General features: G+C 47.9%; 14 protein-coding genes. 8 read left to right on the top strand and 6 right to left on the bottom strand.

The window, feature by feature from the left end; translation table 11 throughout:
• Positions 1 to 139: 139 nt before the first annotated feature.
• The 4 genes from ACTHSN_RS02885 to ACTHSN_RS02870 form a co-directional block, all read right to left on the bottom strand.
• Entirely contained in the window at positions 140 to 1,447 is a 1,308-nt protein-coding gene (locus tag ACTHSN_RS02885) for a nucleotide sugar dehydrogenase (protein ID WP_070460459.1), read from the bottom strand.
• 574 nt (positions 1,448 to 2,021) lie between these two features.
• The gene (gene ribD / locus ACTHSN_RS02880) at positions 2,022 to 3,125 is read right to left on the bottom strand and encodes a bifunctional diaminohydroxyphosphoribosylaminopyrimidine deaminase/5-amino-6-(5-phosphoribosylamino)uracil reductase RibD (RefSeq protein ID WP_440365058.1); all 1,104 of its coding nucleotides are present in this window, start codon (positions 3,123 to 3,125) and stop codon (positions 2,022 to 2,024) included.
• A 14-nt stretch (positions 3,126 to 3,139) separates the two neighbouring features.
• The gene (gene nrdR / locus ACTHSN_RS02875; protein ID WP_004520863.1) at positions 3,140 to 3,592 is read right to left on the bottom strand and encodes a transcriptional regulator NrdR; all 453 of its coding nucleotides are present in this window, start codon (positions 3,590 to 3,592) and stop codon (positions 3,140 to 3,142) included.
• A 199-nt stretch (positions 3,593 to 3,791) separates the two neighbouring features.
• Positions 3,792 to 4,634, bottom strand: a complete 843-nt coding sequence (locus tag ACTHSN_RS02870) for a class II glutamine amidotransferase (RefSeq protein ID WP_070460457.1) — start codon at positions 4,632 to 4,634, stop codon at positions 3,792 to 3,794.
• A 283-nt stretch (positions 4,635 to 4,917) separates the two neighbouring features.
• Here ACTHSN_RS02870 and ACTHSN_RS02865 point away from each other — a divergent pair, with 283 nt between their 5' ends.
• From ACTHSN_RS02865 to ACTHSN_RS02855, 3 genes are all read left to right on the top strand, one after another.
• Positions 4,918 to 5,658 carry a Slam-dependent surface lipoprotein gene (locus ACTHSN_RS02865; RefSeq protein ID WP_070460456.1) on the top strand — a complete coding sequence of 247 codons (741 nt, stop codon included), beginning with the start codon at positions 4,918 to 4,920 and terminating at the stop codon, positions 5,656 to 5,658.
• A gap of 106 nt (positions 5,659 to 5,764) precedes the next feature.
• Positions 5,765 to 7,204, top strand: a complete 1,440-nt coding sequence (locus tag ACTHSN_RS02860; protein WP_070460453.1) for a surface lipoprotein assembly modifier — start codon at positions 5,765 to 5,767, stop codon at positions 7,202 to 7,204.
• Between the two features lie 237 nt (positions 7,205 to 7,441).
• Complete coding sequence (locus tag ACTHSN_RS02855; RefSeq protein ID WP_070460452.1) at positions 7,442 to 8,302, top strand: DUF6236 family protein; 861 nt, start codon at positions 7,442 to 7,444, stop codon at positions 8,300 to 8,302.
• 140 nt (positions 8,303 to 8,442) lie between these two features.
• On the opposite strand, the gene ACTHSN_RS02850 is transcribed toward ACTHSN_RS02855, so the two are convergent.
• Positions 8,443 to 9,279, bottom strand: a complete 837-nt coding sequence (locus ACTHSN_RS02850) for a PHP domain-containing protein (RefSeq protein WP_070460450.1) — start codon at positions 9,277 to 9,279, stop codon at positions 8,443 to 8,445.
• A 60-nt stretch (positions 9,280 to 9,339) separates the two neighbouring features.
• Positions 9,340 to 11,727 (bottom strand): penicillin-binding protein 1A, encoded by a 2,388-nt coding sequence (locus ACTHSN_RS02845; protein ID WP_070460449.1) that lies wholly within the window; start codon positions 11,725 to 11,727, stop codon positions 9,340 to 9,342.
• Positions 11,728 to 11,880: 153 nt separating this feature from the next.
• Between ACTHSN_RS02845 and pilM the strand changes: the two genes are divergently transcribed.
• From pilM to pilQ, 5 genes are read left to right on the top strand one after another with little or no spacing between them, the layout of a single operon-like run.
• Complete coding sequence (gene pilM / locus ACTHSN_RS02840; protein WP_039862505.1) at positions 11,881 to 12,972, top strand: type IV pilus assembly protein PilM; 1,092 nt, start codon at positions 11,881 to 11,883, stop codon at positions 12,970 to 12,972.
• A 4-nt stretch (positions 12,973 to 12,976) separates the two neighbouring features.
• Positions 12,977 to 13,600, top strand: coding sequence for a PilN domain-containing protein (locus tag ACTHSN_RS02835; RefSeq protein WP_070460446.1), 624 nt, complete (start codon positions 12,977 to 12,979; stop codon positions 13,598 to 13,600).
• The gene (locus ACTHSN_RS02830) at positions 13,600 to 14,271 is read left to right on the top strand and encodes a type 4a pilus biogenesis protein PilO (RefSeq protein ID WP_070460443.1); all 672 of its coding nucleotides are present in this window, start codon (positions 13,600 to 13,602) and stop codon (positions 14,269 to 14,271) included. The genes ACTHSN_RS02835 and ACTHSN_RS02830 overlap by 1 nt, the downstream gene beginning before the upstream one ends.
• Before the next feature lie 15 nt (positions 14,272 to 14,286).
• Positions 14,287 to 14,829, top strand: a complete 543-nt coding sequence (locus tag ACTHSN_RS02825; protein ID WP_070460442.1) for a pilus assembly protein PilP — start codon at positions 14,287 to 14,289, stop codon at positions 14,827 to 14,829.
• A 20-nt stretch (positions 14,830 to 14,849) separates the two neighbouring features.
• Entirely contained in the window at positions 14,850 to 16,982 is a 2,133-nt protein-coding gene (gene pilQ, locus ACTHSN_RS02820; RefSeq protein WP_070460440.1) for a type IV pilus secretin PilQ, read from the top strand.
• Positions 16,983 to 17,008 lie beyond the last annotated feature (26 nt).

Here is a 17,008-nt window from a genome sequence, read left to right as displayed (position 1 = left end):
AGCTGAGCGTTTTTCGTAAGAGATGCGTTGTTACCGTTGCCGGTTTCCCAAGGCCGTCTGAAAAAACAAATGGCCTTGGGAAACCGGCCGCCGTCCTAGTCGGGGAAACCGGAGGCAGCCGGATGCGTCTGAAGCAAGATTATGCTTTGATGACTTTAGGATTTTTCACTGGGAATTTGCCGCGTGTATCGACAATCAGCTTGGCATGTTCGGTGATCATGTCATAGTCGAATTTGTCGTGATCGGTGGTCAGAACCACGCAATCGTATTGGGCGACAGTTTCAGGAGTCAGCGCTTCGCTCTTCAGGTCGAAGTAGTGGTGGCCGGGGATGTGTGGGAACTCTGGAACGTGCGGGTCAGAGTAGGAAACCACTGCGCCCAGTTTGTGCAGGCGGTCCATCACTTCTACAGACGGGCTTTCACGCATATCGTCCACGTTTTTCTTGTAGGCGATACCCAATACCAAGATTTTGCTGTCTTTGATAGAACGGTTGTGGTCATTCAAAGCCAGGCCGACTTTTTCGATAACGTAGTCAGGCATGTGGGAGTTTACTTCGCCGGCAAGCTCGATGAAGCGGGTGTTTACGCCGTATTCGCGTGCTTTCCAAGTCAGGTAGAACGGGTCGATAGGGATACAGTGACCACCCAAGCCTGGACCTGGGTAATAAGCAACGAAGCCGAACGGTTTGGTCGCAGCGGCATTGATGACTTCGTGAATGTCGATGCCCATTTTGTCGGCAACGATTTTCATCTCGTTCACCAAGCCAATGTTTACGGCGCGGTGGATGTTTTCCAGGAGTTTGGTCAGCTCGGCAGCTTTGGTGGAGCTTACTGGAACAACTTTATCGATGGCAGGTTGGTACAGCGCAAGGCCGACTTCCAAACAGGCAGGGGTATGGCCGCCGATGACTTTTGGAATGGTACGGGTTTCAAAGTTAGGGTTACCCGGGTCTTCACGCTCAGGAGAGTAAACTAAGAACACGTCTTGACCGACTTTCAAGCCGCCTTCTTCCATACGTGGCAGCAATTCTTCTTCGGTAGTACCGGGGTAGGTGGTGGATTCTAAAGACAGCACTTGACCGGCGCGCAGGTAAGGTTTTACCGCATCGGTAGTGTCAATCACAAAGCTCATGTCCGGCTCACGGTATTTGTTCAGCGGAGTCGGTACGCACAAAATGACGGCTTCTACTTCGCCGATGCGGGAGAAGTCGGTCGTTGCTTCAAACAGGCTGTTGGAAGCAGCGGCAATTTTGTCGGAAGGGATATGCTCAATGTAGCTTTCGCCTTTGTTGAGCTTGTCGACTTTGTTGGTGTCAATGTCGAAACCCAAAACTTGGTAACCGATATCCACATAGCGCAACATCAGTGGTAAACCGACGTAGCCTAAGCCAACGATGCCGATTTTTGCGGTCTTATCGGCAAATTTTTGTATCGTAACGTTTTTCATGATGTCTTTCGTTTAATGAATGAGTAAATCGGGAGTGTTTTCCCGAAGCCTGAGTTGTTTGCTGCAACCGCATAGCCATAGCCGGCTGCCGTATCGTGTGAAGCCTTAAAACCATACTTATAATTACATTAGACGAAATCATAAGCACTTATCTGATTCGTCTCAATCAAAAAAGTTTAACGGTCGTTCAGACGGCCTGTAAGGTATGAAAAAGGTATTTTTGAATATTGAATTTTTAGAAATTACACTCAACTAAATGTTTTAATTTTAAATATCTCTTTGTCAAATGCATGGTTCATGAAATTAAACTACCGTTTATGCCGTTTAAAACCCTTCTAGAATAAAAAATTTTAATAAATTTTCATGGCTTAACTTATCTTAATAATTCATTCTTTCGTGATGAAAAAAAGGAAAATTTGTCGACAATCAGCTTAAGGATAGTTAACACAAGTCAAAGTTTTAAGTTGGAATACGTTGTAGTCATTATAATATTTCGATGAAAAAAACACATTTATTGCTATGCAAATGATAGATAGATTCTATTGAAAATGGTTTAATTATCAAGCTGAGGCAACTAGACGGATTTTTTCCGTAGAACCCATTTAATGTCCTGCCCGATGATTTCTACCGATTGACTTTGCCAAGAGCCGTCTGAAAGTAGGGCGGCCGGATTTTCAGGGAGGGAGAATAGAGGTTTGCCTGCGCCCAATAGTTTCGGCGCTTGGTAGAGGACGATTTCATCCACCAAGTCATCCTTCAGGAAGGCTGAGGCAAGTGTTGAGCCGGCTTCTACCAGAACTTCGCCAAAGCCAAGCTCTGCCAGTTGCGGCATGAGGGAAAGAAGATTGATGCGGCCATTGATGTGTTCAGACGGCCTGATGATGCGGATATGTTCAAATTTACCCAGCGCCTGCAAACGTTGTTCGTCTGAGGAAAGGGTAACGATAACGGTCGGGCTTTCGGTATCGGTCACGAGGTGGTAGTCCAAAGGGATTTGCAGCCGGCTGTCCAAGACGATACGCGCAGGTTGGCGCAGGGTAGGGAAGCTGCGGATGTTGAGTTTCGGGTTGTCGGCAAGTACGGTACCGATACCGGTCAAAACGGCGCAACTTTCGGCGCGGAGAATTTGTACGTCTTCGCGCGCTGCTTTGCCGGTAATCCAAAAGCTGCGGCCGTCTGAAAGGGCGGTTTTACCGTCCAAACTGGCGGCACATTTGAGGCGGACAAATGGTCTGCCACGTTCGATACGCGACAGGAAACCGCGGTTGAGCTCGCGCGCCTGCGCTTCCAGCAAACCGCTTTCTGTACGGATTCCGGCAGCTTCCAGCATAGACAAGCCTTTGCCTGCGACCAATGGGTTAGGGTCGGTCATAGCGGCGACCACGCGCGTTACGCCGGAATGAATGAGCGCTTCGGCACATGGCGGTGTGCGGCCGTAATGGCTGCAAGGTTCCAGCGTGACATAGGCTGTTGCGCCTTTTGCCGCCGCTCCGGCCTGCCTCAATGCGTGAACTTCAGCGTGCGGCTCGCCTGCTTTGACGTGGAAACCTTGTCCGACGATTTGTGTGCCGTGTGCAATCACGCAACCGACGCGGGGATTGGGGGAAGTAGAAAACCGCCCAAGCTTGGCCAGCTCGAGGGCGGTTTGCATCATTTGGGTATCAAGTGCGGAAAACATGGTTTCAGACGGCCTTATTTGGCTTTGCATTCGGCGATGACTTGGGTGAATTCGGAAACGTCTTTAAAGCTTTTATAGACAGACGCGAAGCGGACATAAGCAACTTGGTCGATTTTTGCCAGTTCCTCCATCGCCATTTCGCCGACGATGTGCGAAGCGACTTCTTTTTTGCCCAAACGGTAGAGGCGCTGCTCGATAAGGGCAACGGTTTCATCGATTTGTTCTTGTGTGACAGGACGTTTGTGCAGCGCGCGCTCAAGGCTGGTCTGCAGTTTGTGCGCATTGAAGGGAACCCGTGTGCCGTTGGATTTGATGACTTGCGGCATCCGCATTTCAACGGTTTCAAAAGTGCTGAAGCGTTGTCCGCATTCCAAGCATTTGCGACGGCGACGGATGCTGTTGGTGTCTTCTAGCCATCGCGAGTCGGTTACTTGTGTGTTGGGGTGTTGGCAAAACGGGCACTTCATCGGGTTTCCTTGTCATACGCTCGGCAAGGTCGCTAAGCAATTGAATTTATTGTTTGTGAACTATTATTGTAGCGGATTGCGTTATTTTCGTATAGTAAAGGCTTTGTCTATGGATTAAGTATAAAAAGGCCGTCTGAAAGGGCAACTTGAGCGAAGTTGAGCCTTTCAGACGGCCTTGAGTTTTTCAGCCAATCAAACGTCAAACCGATACGCCGACGGCACGGGCGATTTCCAAACCTTCTTCCGCGCTCATGTAAACCGGATTGTCGGGGCGGTCGCTGAGGACAATGTCGCCGTCTTGAAACATCACCAATTCATTGACTGCCAATTGCGACCAAGTTTCATCTCGCGTCAGGGGCAGGGTAGCGATGACGGAAACTTTATCGTTCGGGGTGGTCACTTCTGAAAAATCGACCATGACATCATCGTCCAGCAGGCGTGCTTTGCCAAACGGGGCTTTGCGCACGATGTAGTGCAGTAAGGTACTGGCGTGGGCAAACAGGCAGTCACCGTTGGACATCACAAAGTTGAACAAGCCGTAGCGGCGGATTTCATGAGTCAGGCCGGCAATGGCGTCAAACAAAACTTCAGGTTCGGGCTTGGTGGCAAAGCGGCTGCGCAGGCGGTTGAGGATAAAGCAGAACGCGCGTTCGGAATCGGTCGTGCCGACGGCATGGTAGTACTCGCCCTGCTCGGGGTAAAAATCAATCAAATGGCCGTTGTGGGCAAACAGCCAATATTCGCCCCACATCTCGCGCATGAAGGGATGAGTGTTCGCCAATGAGGTCTGACCTTGTGAGGCCTTGCGGATATGGGCGATAACGTTTTCGGATTTGATTTGGTAGGCGCGCACCAAGTCGGCAACGGGCGAGTTGGCACTGGGTTTGTCGTCGTGAAACAAGCGCACGCCTTTGCCTTCAAAGAAACCGATGCCGAAACCATCGGCATGGTGGTCGGTAATGCCGCCTCGACGGCGGAAGCCTTCAAAAGAAAACATGATGTCTGTGGGAGTGTTGCAATTCATGCCGAGCAGTTGGCACATGGCGTTAACCTTTTTTCCGAGTATTTATAGGGTCATTATGGTGTATCGGGCAGGCAGTTTCAATATATTCTTTGCCGTTTTAGGGTAGGTGATACAGGCTGTATCGAATTAAAAATAAAGAATTTCGCTTTGTAGGGGATTGTTAGGATATTTACTAATTCTGTGCTAACACTTCCCCTATAAAATGCTTTGCAGAACAAAAAGACCTCCTCACATAACGATATGTTCTACTCACAACGAAACATAATTTTCCCCACCATCGTTTTACCTCAAGGAGTGTTCAATGAAACTGAATCTGCAAAAAACCACCGCTGCTGTTTTGGCTGTTGTGTTCAGCGTAGGCGCATTTGCAGCTAATAATGCCTATAACCCATTCGAGTATGGCTACAAAAATCACAAATACGGCAAAAAATGGGGCAAGCCTGCATCTGAAGCCGAAGGCGAAAAAGTGATGAAACACGCTGCCTACCGTTCAGGCGTGTACTACACCAACGTAAACCGTATGCCTGGCAATGCAGACCGCAATGGCGTGAAAACCGTACAGGTTAACGACGCATATACCCGTCAAAACCTCGGCCGCTATGCGTTCAACACCATCAAGAGCGGTGACTCTGAAGTATACTACGGTGAGTGGGTCGGTAAAGAATACGCTAAAGGCTCTAACCGCGGCGTTTTCTACTCCGGCGACAAACGCGCTACCTCTATGCCTGTATCCGGTGTAGCCAACTACGCAGTTAAAGGTATCAATAACTACACCGGCAACAACCCGATGGTTGGTACTTTGCGCGCAGACTTCGGTCAACGCGTCTTGACCGGTTCTATGAAAAATAACGCTGTACAGATGGACATCCATTCCCGCATCAAGCCATCCAGCGCATCATTTGAAGGCTACGCTCGCGCCAACGGCCACTTCGGTAAAACCGAAGGCCACTTCTTCGGCAACGGTGCAAGCGCGTTGGCCGGTGTTGCCAAATTTAAGACCGACCGCAATCTGGATACGGCATACGGCGGCGTAAAACGCTAAAATCTGTCTTTAAGTAAAATAAAGCCTGCCATCCGCAGGCTTTTTTAAACACTTGCTTCCAAATTTCTCAAGGTCGTCTGAAACTTGCGACCGGAAAGCCGATCCCATGTACAAACCGTCTGCCTGCCTGATTCTGCTTCTTTCTGCTCCCGTCCTTGCCGCGCCGCGTTCTGATTTTTCAGACGACCGCACCGCGCAACGCCTGTGGCAGGATACCCGCCAAACCATGCAGGAGCAGGAACAAAAAGTGCGCGAATATCATCTCGATATTTCTGCTCCGCATACCGGGAAGACAGCCGAGAGCGACTCCGAAGCCGACCAAGGCGAGGCACTGTTTAATGCTGTCAACCGCAGCGATTGGCAAACCGTTCGCCCTCTGCTGGAGCGTTATACCCAGCAAACCGAATACGATCCCGATATCGCTTCGTTTGCCCGTGCTTCTCTTGCACGAGGCGAAGGTAAGTGGAAAGCCGCCAAACAAGAATACGAAACCCTGTTGCAACGTCATCCCGATTTTACACGCGGACGGCTTGATTACGCACGCCTGCTTTTTGAAGGCCGTCTGAACCGCGAAGCATCTTCTGAATTTGTACACCTTCAAAACGAAGACTTGCCTGAAGCCGTCAAAGAAAACATCGCCCATTTCCAAGATGCCTTGAACCAGCGTCAAAGCTGGAAAGGCAGCCTCTCCGTCGGCGCCGTCCACAATAGCAACATCAACGAAGCCAGCGGCAAAGTGTGGTGTAAAACCGAAATCGACGGCGAATGTTGGGAAGAATTTTCAGGCGACAAACCCATTTCCGCCAACGGCATCAAATACGAAGCCGCCGCCGTCCGCCGCTGGCAGGTTAAAGGACACCACGGCATTGCCGCTCGCGCGCTCGGCTATGGCCGCTTCTACCGCGACCATAAAGATTTCAACGAACACACGCTCAACCTCAGTGCAGGCTATCAGTTTGAAAACCAGCGCCACACTTTCGCCTTCGCACCACTTGTCGAATGGAATGGCAGCGGCAGCAAAACCCTCAACCGCGCCTATGGTGTGCGCAACGAATGGAACCTCGACAAGGGCGATTGGACATGGAACACGGAAGCTGAGTGGAAACACCTTTCTTATGCAGACAAAACCCGTTTGCTCGACGGCAGCCTCCTCTCCGTTTACAACACCTTGTCTTATTTTCCGCGCAACGACCTGATGCTCTACGGTGGCATAGACTGGCAGCAGCGCAAAACGAAAGACCCTGTGGACAGCTATCGCCAAATTTCCGCACGGCTGGGTGCGGCAAAAATGTTTGAAGCCGGTTTCGACGTTTCCGTGTCTGCTACCTTCGGCATCCGCAGCCATAGGGAAGAGAATGCCGTCCTCGAACAACGCCGCCGCGACAAAGAACAAACCTACCGCCTCAGCATAGGCGCTGACCGCTGGAAATTCGCCGGCCTTAAGCCCGTCCTCAGCTATAAACACCGCCGCGTTAACGGCAACACCGACTGGCTGTACAGCTACAAACAAAACGAAGTCGGTTTGTCACTGGTGAGGTCGTTTTAACTTGCGGTAAACAGAAATAAAAATGCACAGGCCGTCTGAAAGTATTTTTCAGACGGCCTGTGCATTTTTATTTCTGTTGTTATGATTTTACTTAGAGAAGGGAGTATATTATAGTTATACAGTATTTTTATGTTATTTTTATTTATTGCAAATATGGATTTTATATCTAAATATTCAAAATTTGTTACTCTTTGAGTTAAATATTGGAGATAAGAAGTGAAGAAGCGTGGAATTATTATGGCACCTCCTGTCGAGGTTAATGGTAATACGATCATTGGGGGTGGAGTTGATTTAGAACAGGAAATTAGAATGGCACTGTTTTTTTGGGATAAAATCATTTTACCTAATAATAATATGTTCTATATGAGTTATTCCAATATAGGTGATGTTAATTTACTTCAAAATGAAAAAATTCTAACAATTGAAGAAGTATGGTTAACAGGAAGTTATTCGGTAAATGAAGATTTCTTCTTGAATATTCAAGAAGAAATTTTTAATAATTATAATCATAAAGGTACAGAGTATCTCTGGAGTTTGCAACAATTACATAAAGATTTGTCTTTTAAAGCTTCTAAAAACATAAGGAAAACTCTTCAAAGGACGATTGAATTTGAACTATATAAAGCTATTCCTATTCCACAAAGATCTATACCTCTTGAAGAAATTTTAAATTTCAAAGAAAAATATAATGATGAATTAATAATGTTGCGTTTATGCTTAAGTGCTATGTATGATGAAATAATTAGTTCTCCTGATCAAATATTTACTCAGAATACAAAGATGTTGCAACTAGAAAAAGCAATTTGTGATTTACATAAATCAATGGACTCACATAAGGTAATGAAAAACAAATGTCTGGTTAGTCATAAAATTGTATTAAGAGCAGATTTTTCAGATTTGGTTGGATCCATCTCGGCAGCTTATGGATTCTATGAAGGGATGAAGAATCTTGGAGTATCTCAATATTTTTCTGCGTTTTTGGCGTCAGTGGGTGCCTTTATAAAAATAGGAATTAAAAGAAATGAAATAATTGAGGATATTCCTAATGAATTAAAAGATTATGCATATATTTCTAGAATAGAGAATGAGTTTGCCTAACACATTGCTTAAAAACGATACATGTCAGTTGAGGGAGTTTTATGAGGTATATTTGATTATTGAATTTACTTATGTAAATTGTGTAGATGCTGTGTCTCTGTTTATAGATAGATAAGCTATTTACAAAAATATGAAAAAATTCAGACGGCCTTAAAGTGTTCCCAGACAGGACGGCATTGTTCGGGTAGGTCGGGACAGGCGCCGAGTATGCCGCCGCTGAAGTCGTTGGGGCGGTGGAAGTCGCTGCCTGCGCTGGCGAGAAAGTCGAAACGGTCGGCAAGCAGGGCATAGTTGAGGCGGTCGTTTTTGCAGCAGTTGCCGCTGTGCACTTCAATTCCTGCGCCGCCGAGATTTTTAAATTCTTGAAAGAGGTTTCGTTTGGCGGTGGCGGATAATTCATAGCGCATCGGGTGGGCGATAATGGCCATGCCGCCCGCGCCTGTAATCGCGACTACGCAGTCTTCCAGTGTGGCCCATTCATGTCTGACGGAACAGGATTTGCCGTCGCCCAGATATTTGGTAAATGCCTGCTGTTTGTTTTTAACATGGCCTTCGCGAATGAGGAATTCGGCAATGTGGGTACGGCTGGCCATTTCTTTGTTGGCGGCCAATGCCAGCGCGCCTTCATACGAGCCTGTTATGCCTTTTTTCTCCAGTTTGGCCGCGATGGCTTCCAATCGTTTTAGACGGCCTTTGCGGACTTCGGCAAGCAGGTTTTGCAGGGCTTCGTTGTGTTCGTCAAAGTCCAAACCGACAATGTGGATGGTGCGGCCGCGCCAAGTGACGGATATTTCCACGCCGTTGACGAAGGGGAGGCCGAGGGTATCGGCTTCGGCACGTGCTTCGGCAAGTCCGCCGGTATGGTCGTGGTCGGTCAGGGCGAGCAGGGTGCAACCGTTTTGAAGGGCGAGTCGGACGACTTCGGTTGGGGAAAGCATGCCGTCTGAAACGGTTGAATGGCAGTGTAAATCAATCATGGTTTTGCTTTGAATTTTCTCAAAAAAGGCCGTCTGAACGTTTCAGACGGCCTTGATTTGTTAGAACAGAGAGTCCAGTTGTTGTCTGTTATTGTTGCCGGTATTGCTTGGCAGAACTGGGGTTTCGTCTAATTCTTCACGGGCTGGCGCATTGCCGCTCTCGGTACGGCGGCGGTTTTCATTCGGAACGGCACGATGGGCAGGACGCGGAGCAACGCCGCTGTTGTCCAAGGCCAGGTCGGAGCTGGTGGTCATGCGTTCGCGCATATACACTTCGCCGCCGTTTGTAACCACGCCTTCAGGTGCTTTCATCGGTTTGACGCTGGTGCCTTTCAGGGCGAAGCGCATGTATTCTACCCAAACCGGTACGGCGATTGTACCACCGTAACCTGCACGACCCATGCTGCGCGGTTTGTCAAAGCCGATATAGACGGCAGTCACAACGCTAGGGTTGAAGCCGACAAACCATGCGTCTTTGTTGTCGTTGGTGGTACCGGTTTTACCGGCGATGTCGGCGCGGCCGAGTGCGGCTGCACCGCGTGCGGTACCGACACGGACAACGTCTTGCATGATTTTGTACATGATGTAGGCGTTGCGCGGGTCAATGGCCTGAGGTGCGTTCTCACCGGCTACCAAAGGTTGCATTTGCGCTCTCAGACGGCCTTGGCTGTCGTAGATTTTGTCGATGACGTGGGCAGATACTTTGTAACCGCCGTTGGCAAAGACGCTGTAACCTTCTGCAATACGCAACGGTGTGGTTTCGCCTGTACCCAAAGCCATAGACAGGCTAGCAGGGATTTCAGACGGCTTGAAGCCGAAGCGTTGGATGTATTGTTGCGCGTAGCCGATGCCGATAGACATCAGGATGCGGATGGACACCATGTTTTTCGAAGCGGTCAAAGCCTGGCGCAGCGTGATGTAACCGGAATAGCGGCCGTCTGAATTTTTCGGGTTCCACACTTTGCCGTTTGCACCTTTGCCCGGCAGGGAAATCGGCGCATCGTTAATCATGGTGGAGGCAGTCATGCCTTTTGCCAAAGCGGCGGAATAAACAAACGGTTTAAACGTAGAGCCGGGTTGGCGCATGGCTTGAGTTGCGCGGTTGAAGGTTTTGCTGTGGTAGTCGTAGCCGCCGACCAATGCGCGGACTGCACCGGTTTTCGCATCTAAAGACACCAATGCGCCTTGCAGCAAAGGCTCTTGAACGACGGTAAAGGTATCGCCGCTGCCTTTAACGCGGATGACGGAGCCGCGGCGGATGCGGTCTTCGCCCATTTTTTCGTTGTTGACGGCACGGGCGGCAAAGCCTAAAGCGTGGCTGTTCAGCGTCACTTTACGGCCGCTTGGCAACTGAATCTGTACACCTTTGCGTGAGGCTTCCAATACAACCGCCGGAATCATTTTATCAACGGTGTAAAGCGTAGAAAGATATTGGCTGACGGTTTCTTCTACGTTGTCGCTTTTGCTCAGGTCGATGTAGTTTTCTGCACCGCGGTAGCTGCTGCCGCGGTCGAAGTTGCGCAGAACTTTGCGCAGGGCTTCGGTGGCCACGCGCTGGTGTGCAGTGTCGACAGTGGTATATACCTTAAAGCCTTGAGTGTAGGCATCTTCGCCGTATTTCTCAAACAGCTCTTGACGTACCATTTCGGCAACGTACAGGGCGCTTTGATCGATGTTTTGTACAAAACGCTCGTAATGCAACTCTTCTTTCAAAGCCTGATCGCGTTGCTGCAGGGTAATCATGCCTTCTTCCAGCATATTGTTCAGAATATAAGCCTGACGCAGTTTGGCACGCTCAGGGTTCACAATCGGGTTGTAGGCAGAAGGTGCTTTAGGCAAGCCGGCCAACATGGCGGCTTCGGCCAATGTTAATTCGTTAACATTTTTGTTGAAATAAATTTGGGCGGCGGAGGCAAAACCATAAGCACGTTGACCCAAATAGATTTGGTTGAAGTACAGCTCCAAAATCTTATCTTTGCTCAAAGACTGCTCGATTTTGTAGGCCAACAGGGCTTCGTTGAATTTACGGGTGAACGAACGCTCGCTGCTCAGGTAGAAGTTTTTGGCAACCTGCTGCGTAATCGTACTGGCACCGGATTGAACGCCGCCGGCCATGACGTTGCCGATTGCGGCACGCGCCACACCCCAAACGTCCACGCCCCAGTGGTCATAGAAGCGTTTGTCTTCGGCGGCAATCACGGCATCTTTCAAAATTTTCGGGAAGTCGCCGATTTTGGTAAATTCACGCCGTTGTTCGCCGTAAACGCCAATGACTTGGCCGTCTGAAGAATAAATCGTCAGCGGCATTTTTGGTTTGTAGTGTTGTAAAGAGTCCAAAGACGGCAGTTTTGGATAGGTTACCAAAATTGCAATTGCAATCAGACCTACACCAAAAAGAGCCAGTCCTAATAAGAGACCCATGCAGGTCGTTATAATCTTTTTAATCATGACTAGGTAATAATTTTGCCATTAATGGCGATAAATAAAGTAAAATGGGAAACGATTTCTATCAGCCACAGTCAATACTGTGTAAAGAATAAGAAGTCCTTTACGGATAACGAAACAGTTACTCACTCCTAAATGATACAGGGAAGTCAAATCATGCGCTTATTTAAAAGCACGAAAGATACCAAAACAGGCAAGGCTTCTAGCGGATTGAACAACCGCTCTGCCATCGGCGTCGACATCAGCCAACATGCCATTAAGATGGTACAACTGACAGGCCGTAGTTTAAACCAAATTCAGCTGGAAAAATACGTTATTACCAAATTGCCTAAAAATATTGTCAAAGGCAACAAAATTCAAGACTACGATCAGCTTGCTACTTACATCCAACATACTTACACACAATTACGCAGTTCTTGCAAAAATATTGTTGCTGCCGTGCCACAAAATTTGGCGACAGTCGAGCAAATTATTTACAACCCGCGTGATACCGATTTGGACTTGGAAGAGTTTATCGAGGCGGAAGTCGGCCAATTTGCGCCTATTGAAGAAATGAACTACGACTTTCAAGCTGAAGAAGTCGGTTCGGGTCAGCATGTTTTAGCTGTTGCCGCCAAAAAAGACGATGTCGAGCCACGCATTGAAATGTTTGAAAATGCCGGTCTGCCTTTGTCTGCTTTGGACTTGGACTTGCTGGCGCAACGCAATGCCTTTGTCTATTGGATGAATACGCATGCTCCCGAAATGGCAGAGGAAAAAGTTGCCGTGTTCGGTATTCATGCGACTCAAATGTATGCCCTGATTCTGCAAAACGGCCGTATCCTCTACAAACAAGAAACACCGGTCAGTACAGAGCAGCTCAATCAGCTGATTCAGCGTACTTATCAGGTAACGGAAGAAAAAGCCGCTCAAATGATGGCTTCCCAAAACAAGCCTTCCGACTACCAGTCTCAGATTGCCGACCGTTTTAATGTGCAGGTTGCACAAGAAGTTCAGCGTGTCCTGCAATTTTACTATACCACGCAGGCCACTGATTCTTTTCACAATATCAAACACATCCTGCTGACCGGCTTTACCGCGCAGCAGGCAGGTTTGGCAGAAAGCATTTTCTCGCAAACCAATACGCCAACAGAATATCTGCATCCGATTTCATATGTGGAACGCAGTGCAAAAGTAGAATTGCCGCAGTTTCAAATTGATGCGCCGTCACTGACTTTGGCGTTCGGATTGGCATTAAGGGGACTTTGAGAACATGATCGAATTAACCAGAATCAACCTTCTCCCATATCGGGAAGAGATTAAACAGCGCAAGCAGCAGCAATTCAAAATATTGATGCTTGGCGCTTTTGCAGTAGGTTTGGGCTTGGCGGCCGCTACCTATCTTGGTATTGACAGCGCCATCAGCAATCAAGAAGGCCGCAACAACTTCCTGCAAACCGAAATCGACAGACTTGATAGAGAATTGGGCGAAATCGATAAACTTCAGCAAGAAAAAGAAGCCTTCTTGGCCAAAAAACTGAAAGTTGAAGAGTTACAGGAAAAACGCTATCAAGCGGCCTATATCCTTGATTCTTTGAATACACTTACGCCCGATAATACTTATTTGACCGCGTTGGAAGCCGAAAGTCCGACCAGCTATAAAATCAGCGGTCATGCCATCAGCGACAATAAAATTGCCGTTATGATGCGCTCCTTGCCAAGTACAGGTATTTTCTTGCAGCCTGAATTGTTGAGCATTAAAAAAGTAGATAACTACCAAGAATTTACTTTGAAATCTTCAATCAACCAAGTGAATACGCCGGCTCCTGCACCAACTGCCCAAAGTAGCGGTGAAATGGCCGAACCTGTGGCAGAACCTGCTCCGGAGGCTCAATAATGGCATCTAAAAACCTGAAACAATTGGACGTACAAAACCTGTACCTGCTTAATATGCCTTCAAAACTTTTGCTGGCAGGTTTATTGATTGTCGGTATGTTGGCTTTGGGCTATGTCGGCGTATTTAAAGATCAGATTGAAACTTGGAATACGCAGGAAGCTAAAGAAGAAGAACTGAAGGAAACCTTTACGCGTAAAAGCATTCAGGCAGCAAGCTTGAATAATCTGAAGGCTGAATTGGCTTCGATTCGTTCTGCATTTGATGTGTTGTTGAAACAACTTCCGACCGACGCGGAAATTCCGAATCTGATTCAAGAGCTGCATCAGGCAGGTTCAACCAACGGATTGCGTTTGGACAGCGTTGCACCGCTCCAACCTGAAAACGATGGTCCGATTCAAAAACTGCCGTATCAGATTTCCATCACAGGCAAATACTCACAGATCAGCCAATTTACCCGTGATGTAGGCGATTTGTCGCGCATTATTACTTTAGATTCTTTAAAACTCGTGAACGCAGGCGAGGACAAAGAAGGCAAAGGCAATAAAGGCGAATTGACATTGAGCGCGATTGCGACGACTTACAAAGCACGTCCGGCCGAAGAGATTGCTGCCGAATTGGCTGCGCAACAGGCACAAGAAGAAGGCAAACCTGCCGAGAATGAGCAAAAATAAAAGAATAGGGAAATCATGAAAAAAATCATCTTACTCTTAAGTCTTCTTCCCTTGGCAGCCTGTACGCAAAGCTATGAAGATTTGACTCAATGGATGACGCAAACCCGTCAGGAAGCAAAATCCAAGATTATTCCGTTTGAAGAGCCGACGGTTACATTGCCTAAGCCGTATAGCCCGCCGAACTTTAAAGGTATGAATGCGTTTGATTCACGCCGTTTGGACACTGCCCCTAAAGGCGGTAATGCGCCGGATGTGAACCGTCCGAAAGAAACATTGGAAGCCTTCAGTTTGGAAAATATGGCCTTTGTCGGAACGCTGCAAAGCGGCGGCAAAGTTTCCGGATTTATCAAGGTCAAGGACCATGTTTATACCGTTTATCCCGGAAACTACATCGGTCAGAATTACGGCAGAATCCAAAGTATTACCGAAGATAAAATTATCTTAACCGAGCAAGTTGAAGACAGCTACGGCAACTGGGTGTACCGGAAGGCCGAATTGCCATTAAGCAGTAAAGAGGCGGATTCTTCCAATAGCTCAGATAGTTCGAATTCAAATTAATTTAGGGGTCTCACTCAATTATGAAAACCAAACACATGACAAAATTATTTGCCGGCTTCAGCGTTGCCCTCGCTGTTCAGATGGCCTTTGCAGGCAATATTACCGATATCAACGTTTCCACTTTGCCTGACAACCAAAAAATCATCAAAATCCGTTTCGACAAAGACGTCACTACACCTCATGGTTTTGTAACATCTACTCCGGCGCGTATTGCATTGGATTTTGCCAATACCAATATCCGTTTGCCTCAGCCTGTTTTGGAATATGCCGACCCATTGCTGAATCAAATTACTGCGGCGCAAAACAATGACCGTGCACGCGTGGTTTTGGGTTTGAACAAAATCAGCCAATACAATACTGAGATTCGCGGCAACGAAGTTTGGGTATTTGTAAACGAATCTACTGACCAAACCAATGCTGCCGTTGCCAATGAACGTGTGGCTACACCGTCTACTGCGCGCGCTACTCAGGCTTATCAAGCCGTTTCGGCCGCCAATATCGATTTCCGCAAAGGCGCACGCAATTCCGGCATTATTGAATTGTCTGCCCCAGGTTTTAGCGGGCAGCCGGACATTAAACAGCAGCGCGACCGCGTGGTTGTGACATTGAAAAACCATACGCTGCCGACACAAGCGCAACGCAGTTTGGATGTGGCTGACTTCAATACGCCTGTACAAAACGTTACGCTCAAACGTATCGGCAATTCTACCCAGCTTATTATCCGCAATAATAATGCGAATTGGGACATCAATACCAAAGCTTCTTCCGGCCGTTTTGTATTTGAAGTATCGCCTAAAGCCGCCAATACCGAATCCAGCGGCTTGAACCAAAATGCGAACAAATCGTTCAAAGGTCGTAAAATTTCTTTGGACTTCCAAGATGTAGAAGTTCGTACCATCTTGCAGATTTTGGCAAAAGAATCCGGTGTGAATATTGTTGCCAGCGATACCGTCAAAGGCACCATGACTCTGTCCTTGAAAGATGTACCTTGGGATCAGGCATTGGATTTGGTTATGCAGGCGCGCAATTTGGATATGCGCCGTCAAGGCAACATCATTAATATTGCGCCTCGCGATGAATTGTTGGCAAAAGACAAAGCCTTCTTGCAGGCTGAAAAAGAGATTGCCGAATTGGGTCCGCTGTATTCTCAAACCTTCCAGTTGAAATACAAAAACGTGGAAGAGTTCCGCAAAATTCTGCGTTTGGAAGAATACGACAGCAATAATTCCAATACCCGCAACACTCTGTTGAGCAATCGAGGCAGCGCCTTAATCGATCCGGCCACCAATACGCTGATCGTGACCGACAACCGCGGCGTGATTGAAAAATTCCGCAAACTGATTGATGAATTGGACGTTCCAACCCGTCAAGTGATGGTGGAAGCGCGTATTGTGGAAGCAGAAGATACCTTCTTCCGCAACTTGGGCGTTAAATTCGGTTCCGGTGGTGCAAGTGGCCGTAACGCATGGGGCAGCAACTGGAGCAATGCACAAACCAACTACAATACCAATGCCTCGTTTAACCGTGGTGATGTCCGCTATCCTACTTGGTCTTTGGATCCGAACGTCAGCCTGCCGACCGCAGCCGCAGTCAACAGCATTGCGCTGGTGCGTGCGTTCTCGTCCGGTGCATTGGGTTTGGAAATCAGCGCGTCTGAAGAACAAGGTAAGAGCAAAACCATTTCCAATCCGCGTGTGCTGACACAAGACCGCAAAGAAGCCAAAATCGAATCCGGTACGGAAATTCCTTACCAAGAAGCTTCTTCCAGCGGTGCGACTTCGATTACCTTCAAGAAAGCCGTTTTGGGCTTGACCGTAACGCCGAACATTACGCCTGATGGTCAAATCATCATGACTGTGAAGATTAATCGCGATACCCCGATCGACTGTACCGTGGATTCTCTGACAACCAAGTGTATCAACACCAAACACTTGAATACCCAAGCCATGGTTGAAGATGGCGGTACGCTGATTGTCGGCGGTATTTACGAAGAAGAAAGCACCAATGCAGTGAACAAAGTACCTGTTTTGGGCGATATTCCTGTTGTCGGCAATCTGTTCAAATCACGCGGTAAACGTGAAAACCGCCGTGAGCTGTTGATCTTCATCACGCCGCGCATTATGGATAATGTGGGTAACAATCTGCGCTACTGATTTTTAAAATGACAAACAGGCATATC

It is taken from the genome of Neisseria sp. P0009.S010 (genome assembly GCF_051958545.1).
GTDB lineage: Bacteria > Pseudomonadota > Gammaproteobacteria > Burkholderiales > Neisseriaceae > Neisseria > Neisseria subflava_A.
This window is presented reverse-complemented; position numbering and strand designations above follow the sequence as displayed.

Bases quoted from the DNA above. Each gene is read 5' to 3' on its own strand.
- ACTHSN_RS02885 (WP_070460459.1), bottom strand. From the start codon at position 1,447: ATGAAAAACGTTACGATACAAAAATTTGCCGATAAGACCGCAAAAATC.
- ribD (WP_440365058.1), bottom strand. From the start codon at position 3,125: ATGTTTTCCGCACTTGATACCCAAATGATGCAAACCGCCCTCGAGCTG.
- nrdR (WP_004520863.1), bottom strand. From the start codon at position 3,592: ATGAAGTGCCCGTTTTGCCAACACCCCAACACACAAGTAACCGACTCG.
- ACTHSN_RS02870 (WP_070460457.1), bottom strand. From the start codon at position 4,634: ATGTGCCAACTGCTCGGCATGAATTGCAACACTCCCACAGACATCATG.
- ACTHSN_RS02865 (WP_070460456.1), top strand. From the start codon at position 4,918: ATGAAACTGAATCTGCAAAAAACCACCGCTGCTGTTTTGGCTGTTGTG.
- ACTHSN_RS02860 (WP_070460453.1), top strand. From the start codon at position 5,765: ATGTACAAACCGTCTGCCTGCCTGATTCTGCTTCTTTCTGCTCCCGTC.
- ACTHSN_RS02855 (WP_070460452.1), top strand. From the start codon at position 7,442: ATGGCACCTCCTGTCGAGGTTAATGGTAATACGATCATTGGGGGTGGA.
- ACTHSN_RS02850 (WP_070460450.1), bottom strand. From the start codon at position 9,279: ATGATTGATTTACACTGCCATTCAACCGTTTCAGACGGCATGCTTTCC.
- ACTHSN_RS02845 (WP_070460449.1), bottom strand. From the start codon at position 11,727: ATGATTAAAAAGATTATAACGACCTGCATGGGTCTCTTATTAGGACTG.
- pilM (WP_039862505.1), top strand. From the start codon at position 11,881: ATGCGCTTATTTAAAAGCACGAAAGATACCAAAACAGGCAAGGCTTCT.
- ACTHSN_RS02835 (WP_070460446.1), top strand. From the start codon at position 12,977: ATGATCGAATTAACCAGAATCAACCTTCTCCCATATCGGGAAGAGATT.
- ACTHSN_RS02830 (WP_070460443.1), top strand. From the start codon at position 13,600: ATGGCATCTAAAAACCTGAAACAATTGGACGTACAAAACCTGTACCTG.
- ACTHSN_RS02825 (WP_070460442.1), top strand. From the start codon at position 14,287: ATGAAAAAAATCATCTTACTCTTAAGTCTTCTTCCCTTGGCAGCCTGT.
- pilQ (WP_070460440.1), top strand. From the start codon at position 14,850: ATGAAAACCAAACACATGACAAAATTATTTGCCGGCTTCAGCGTTGCC.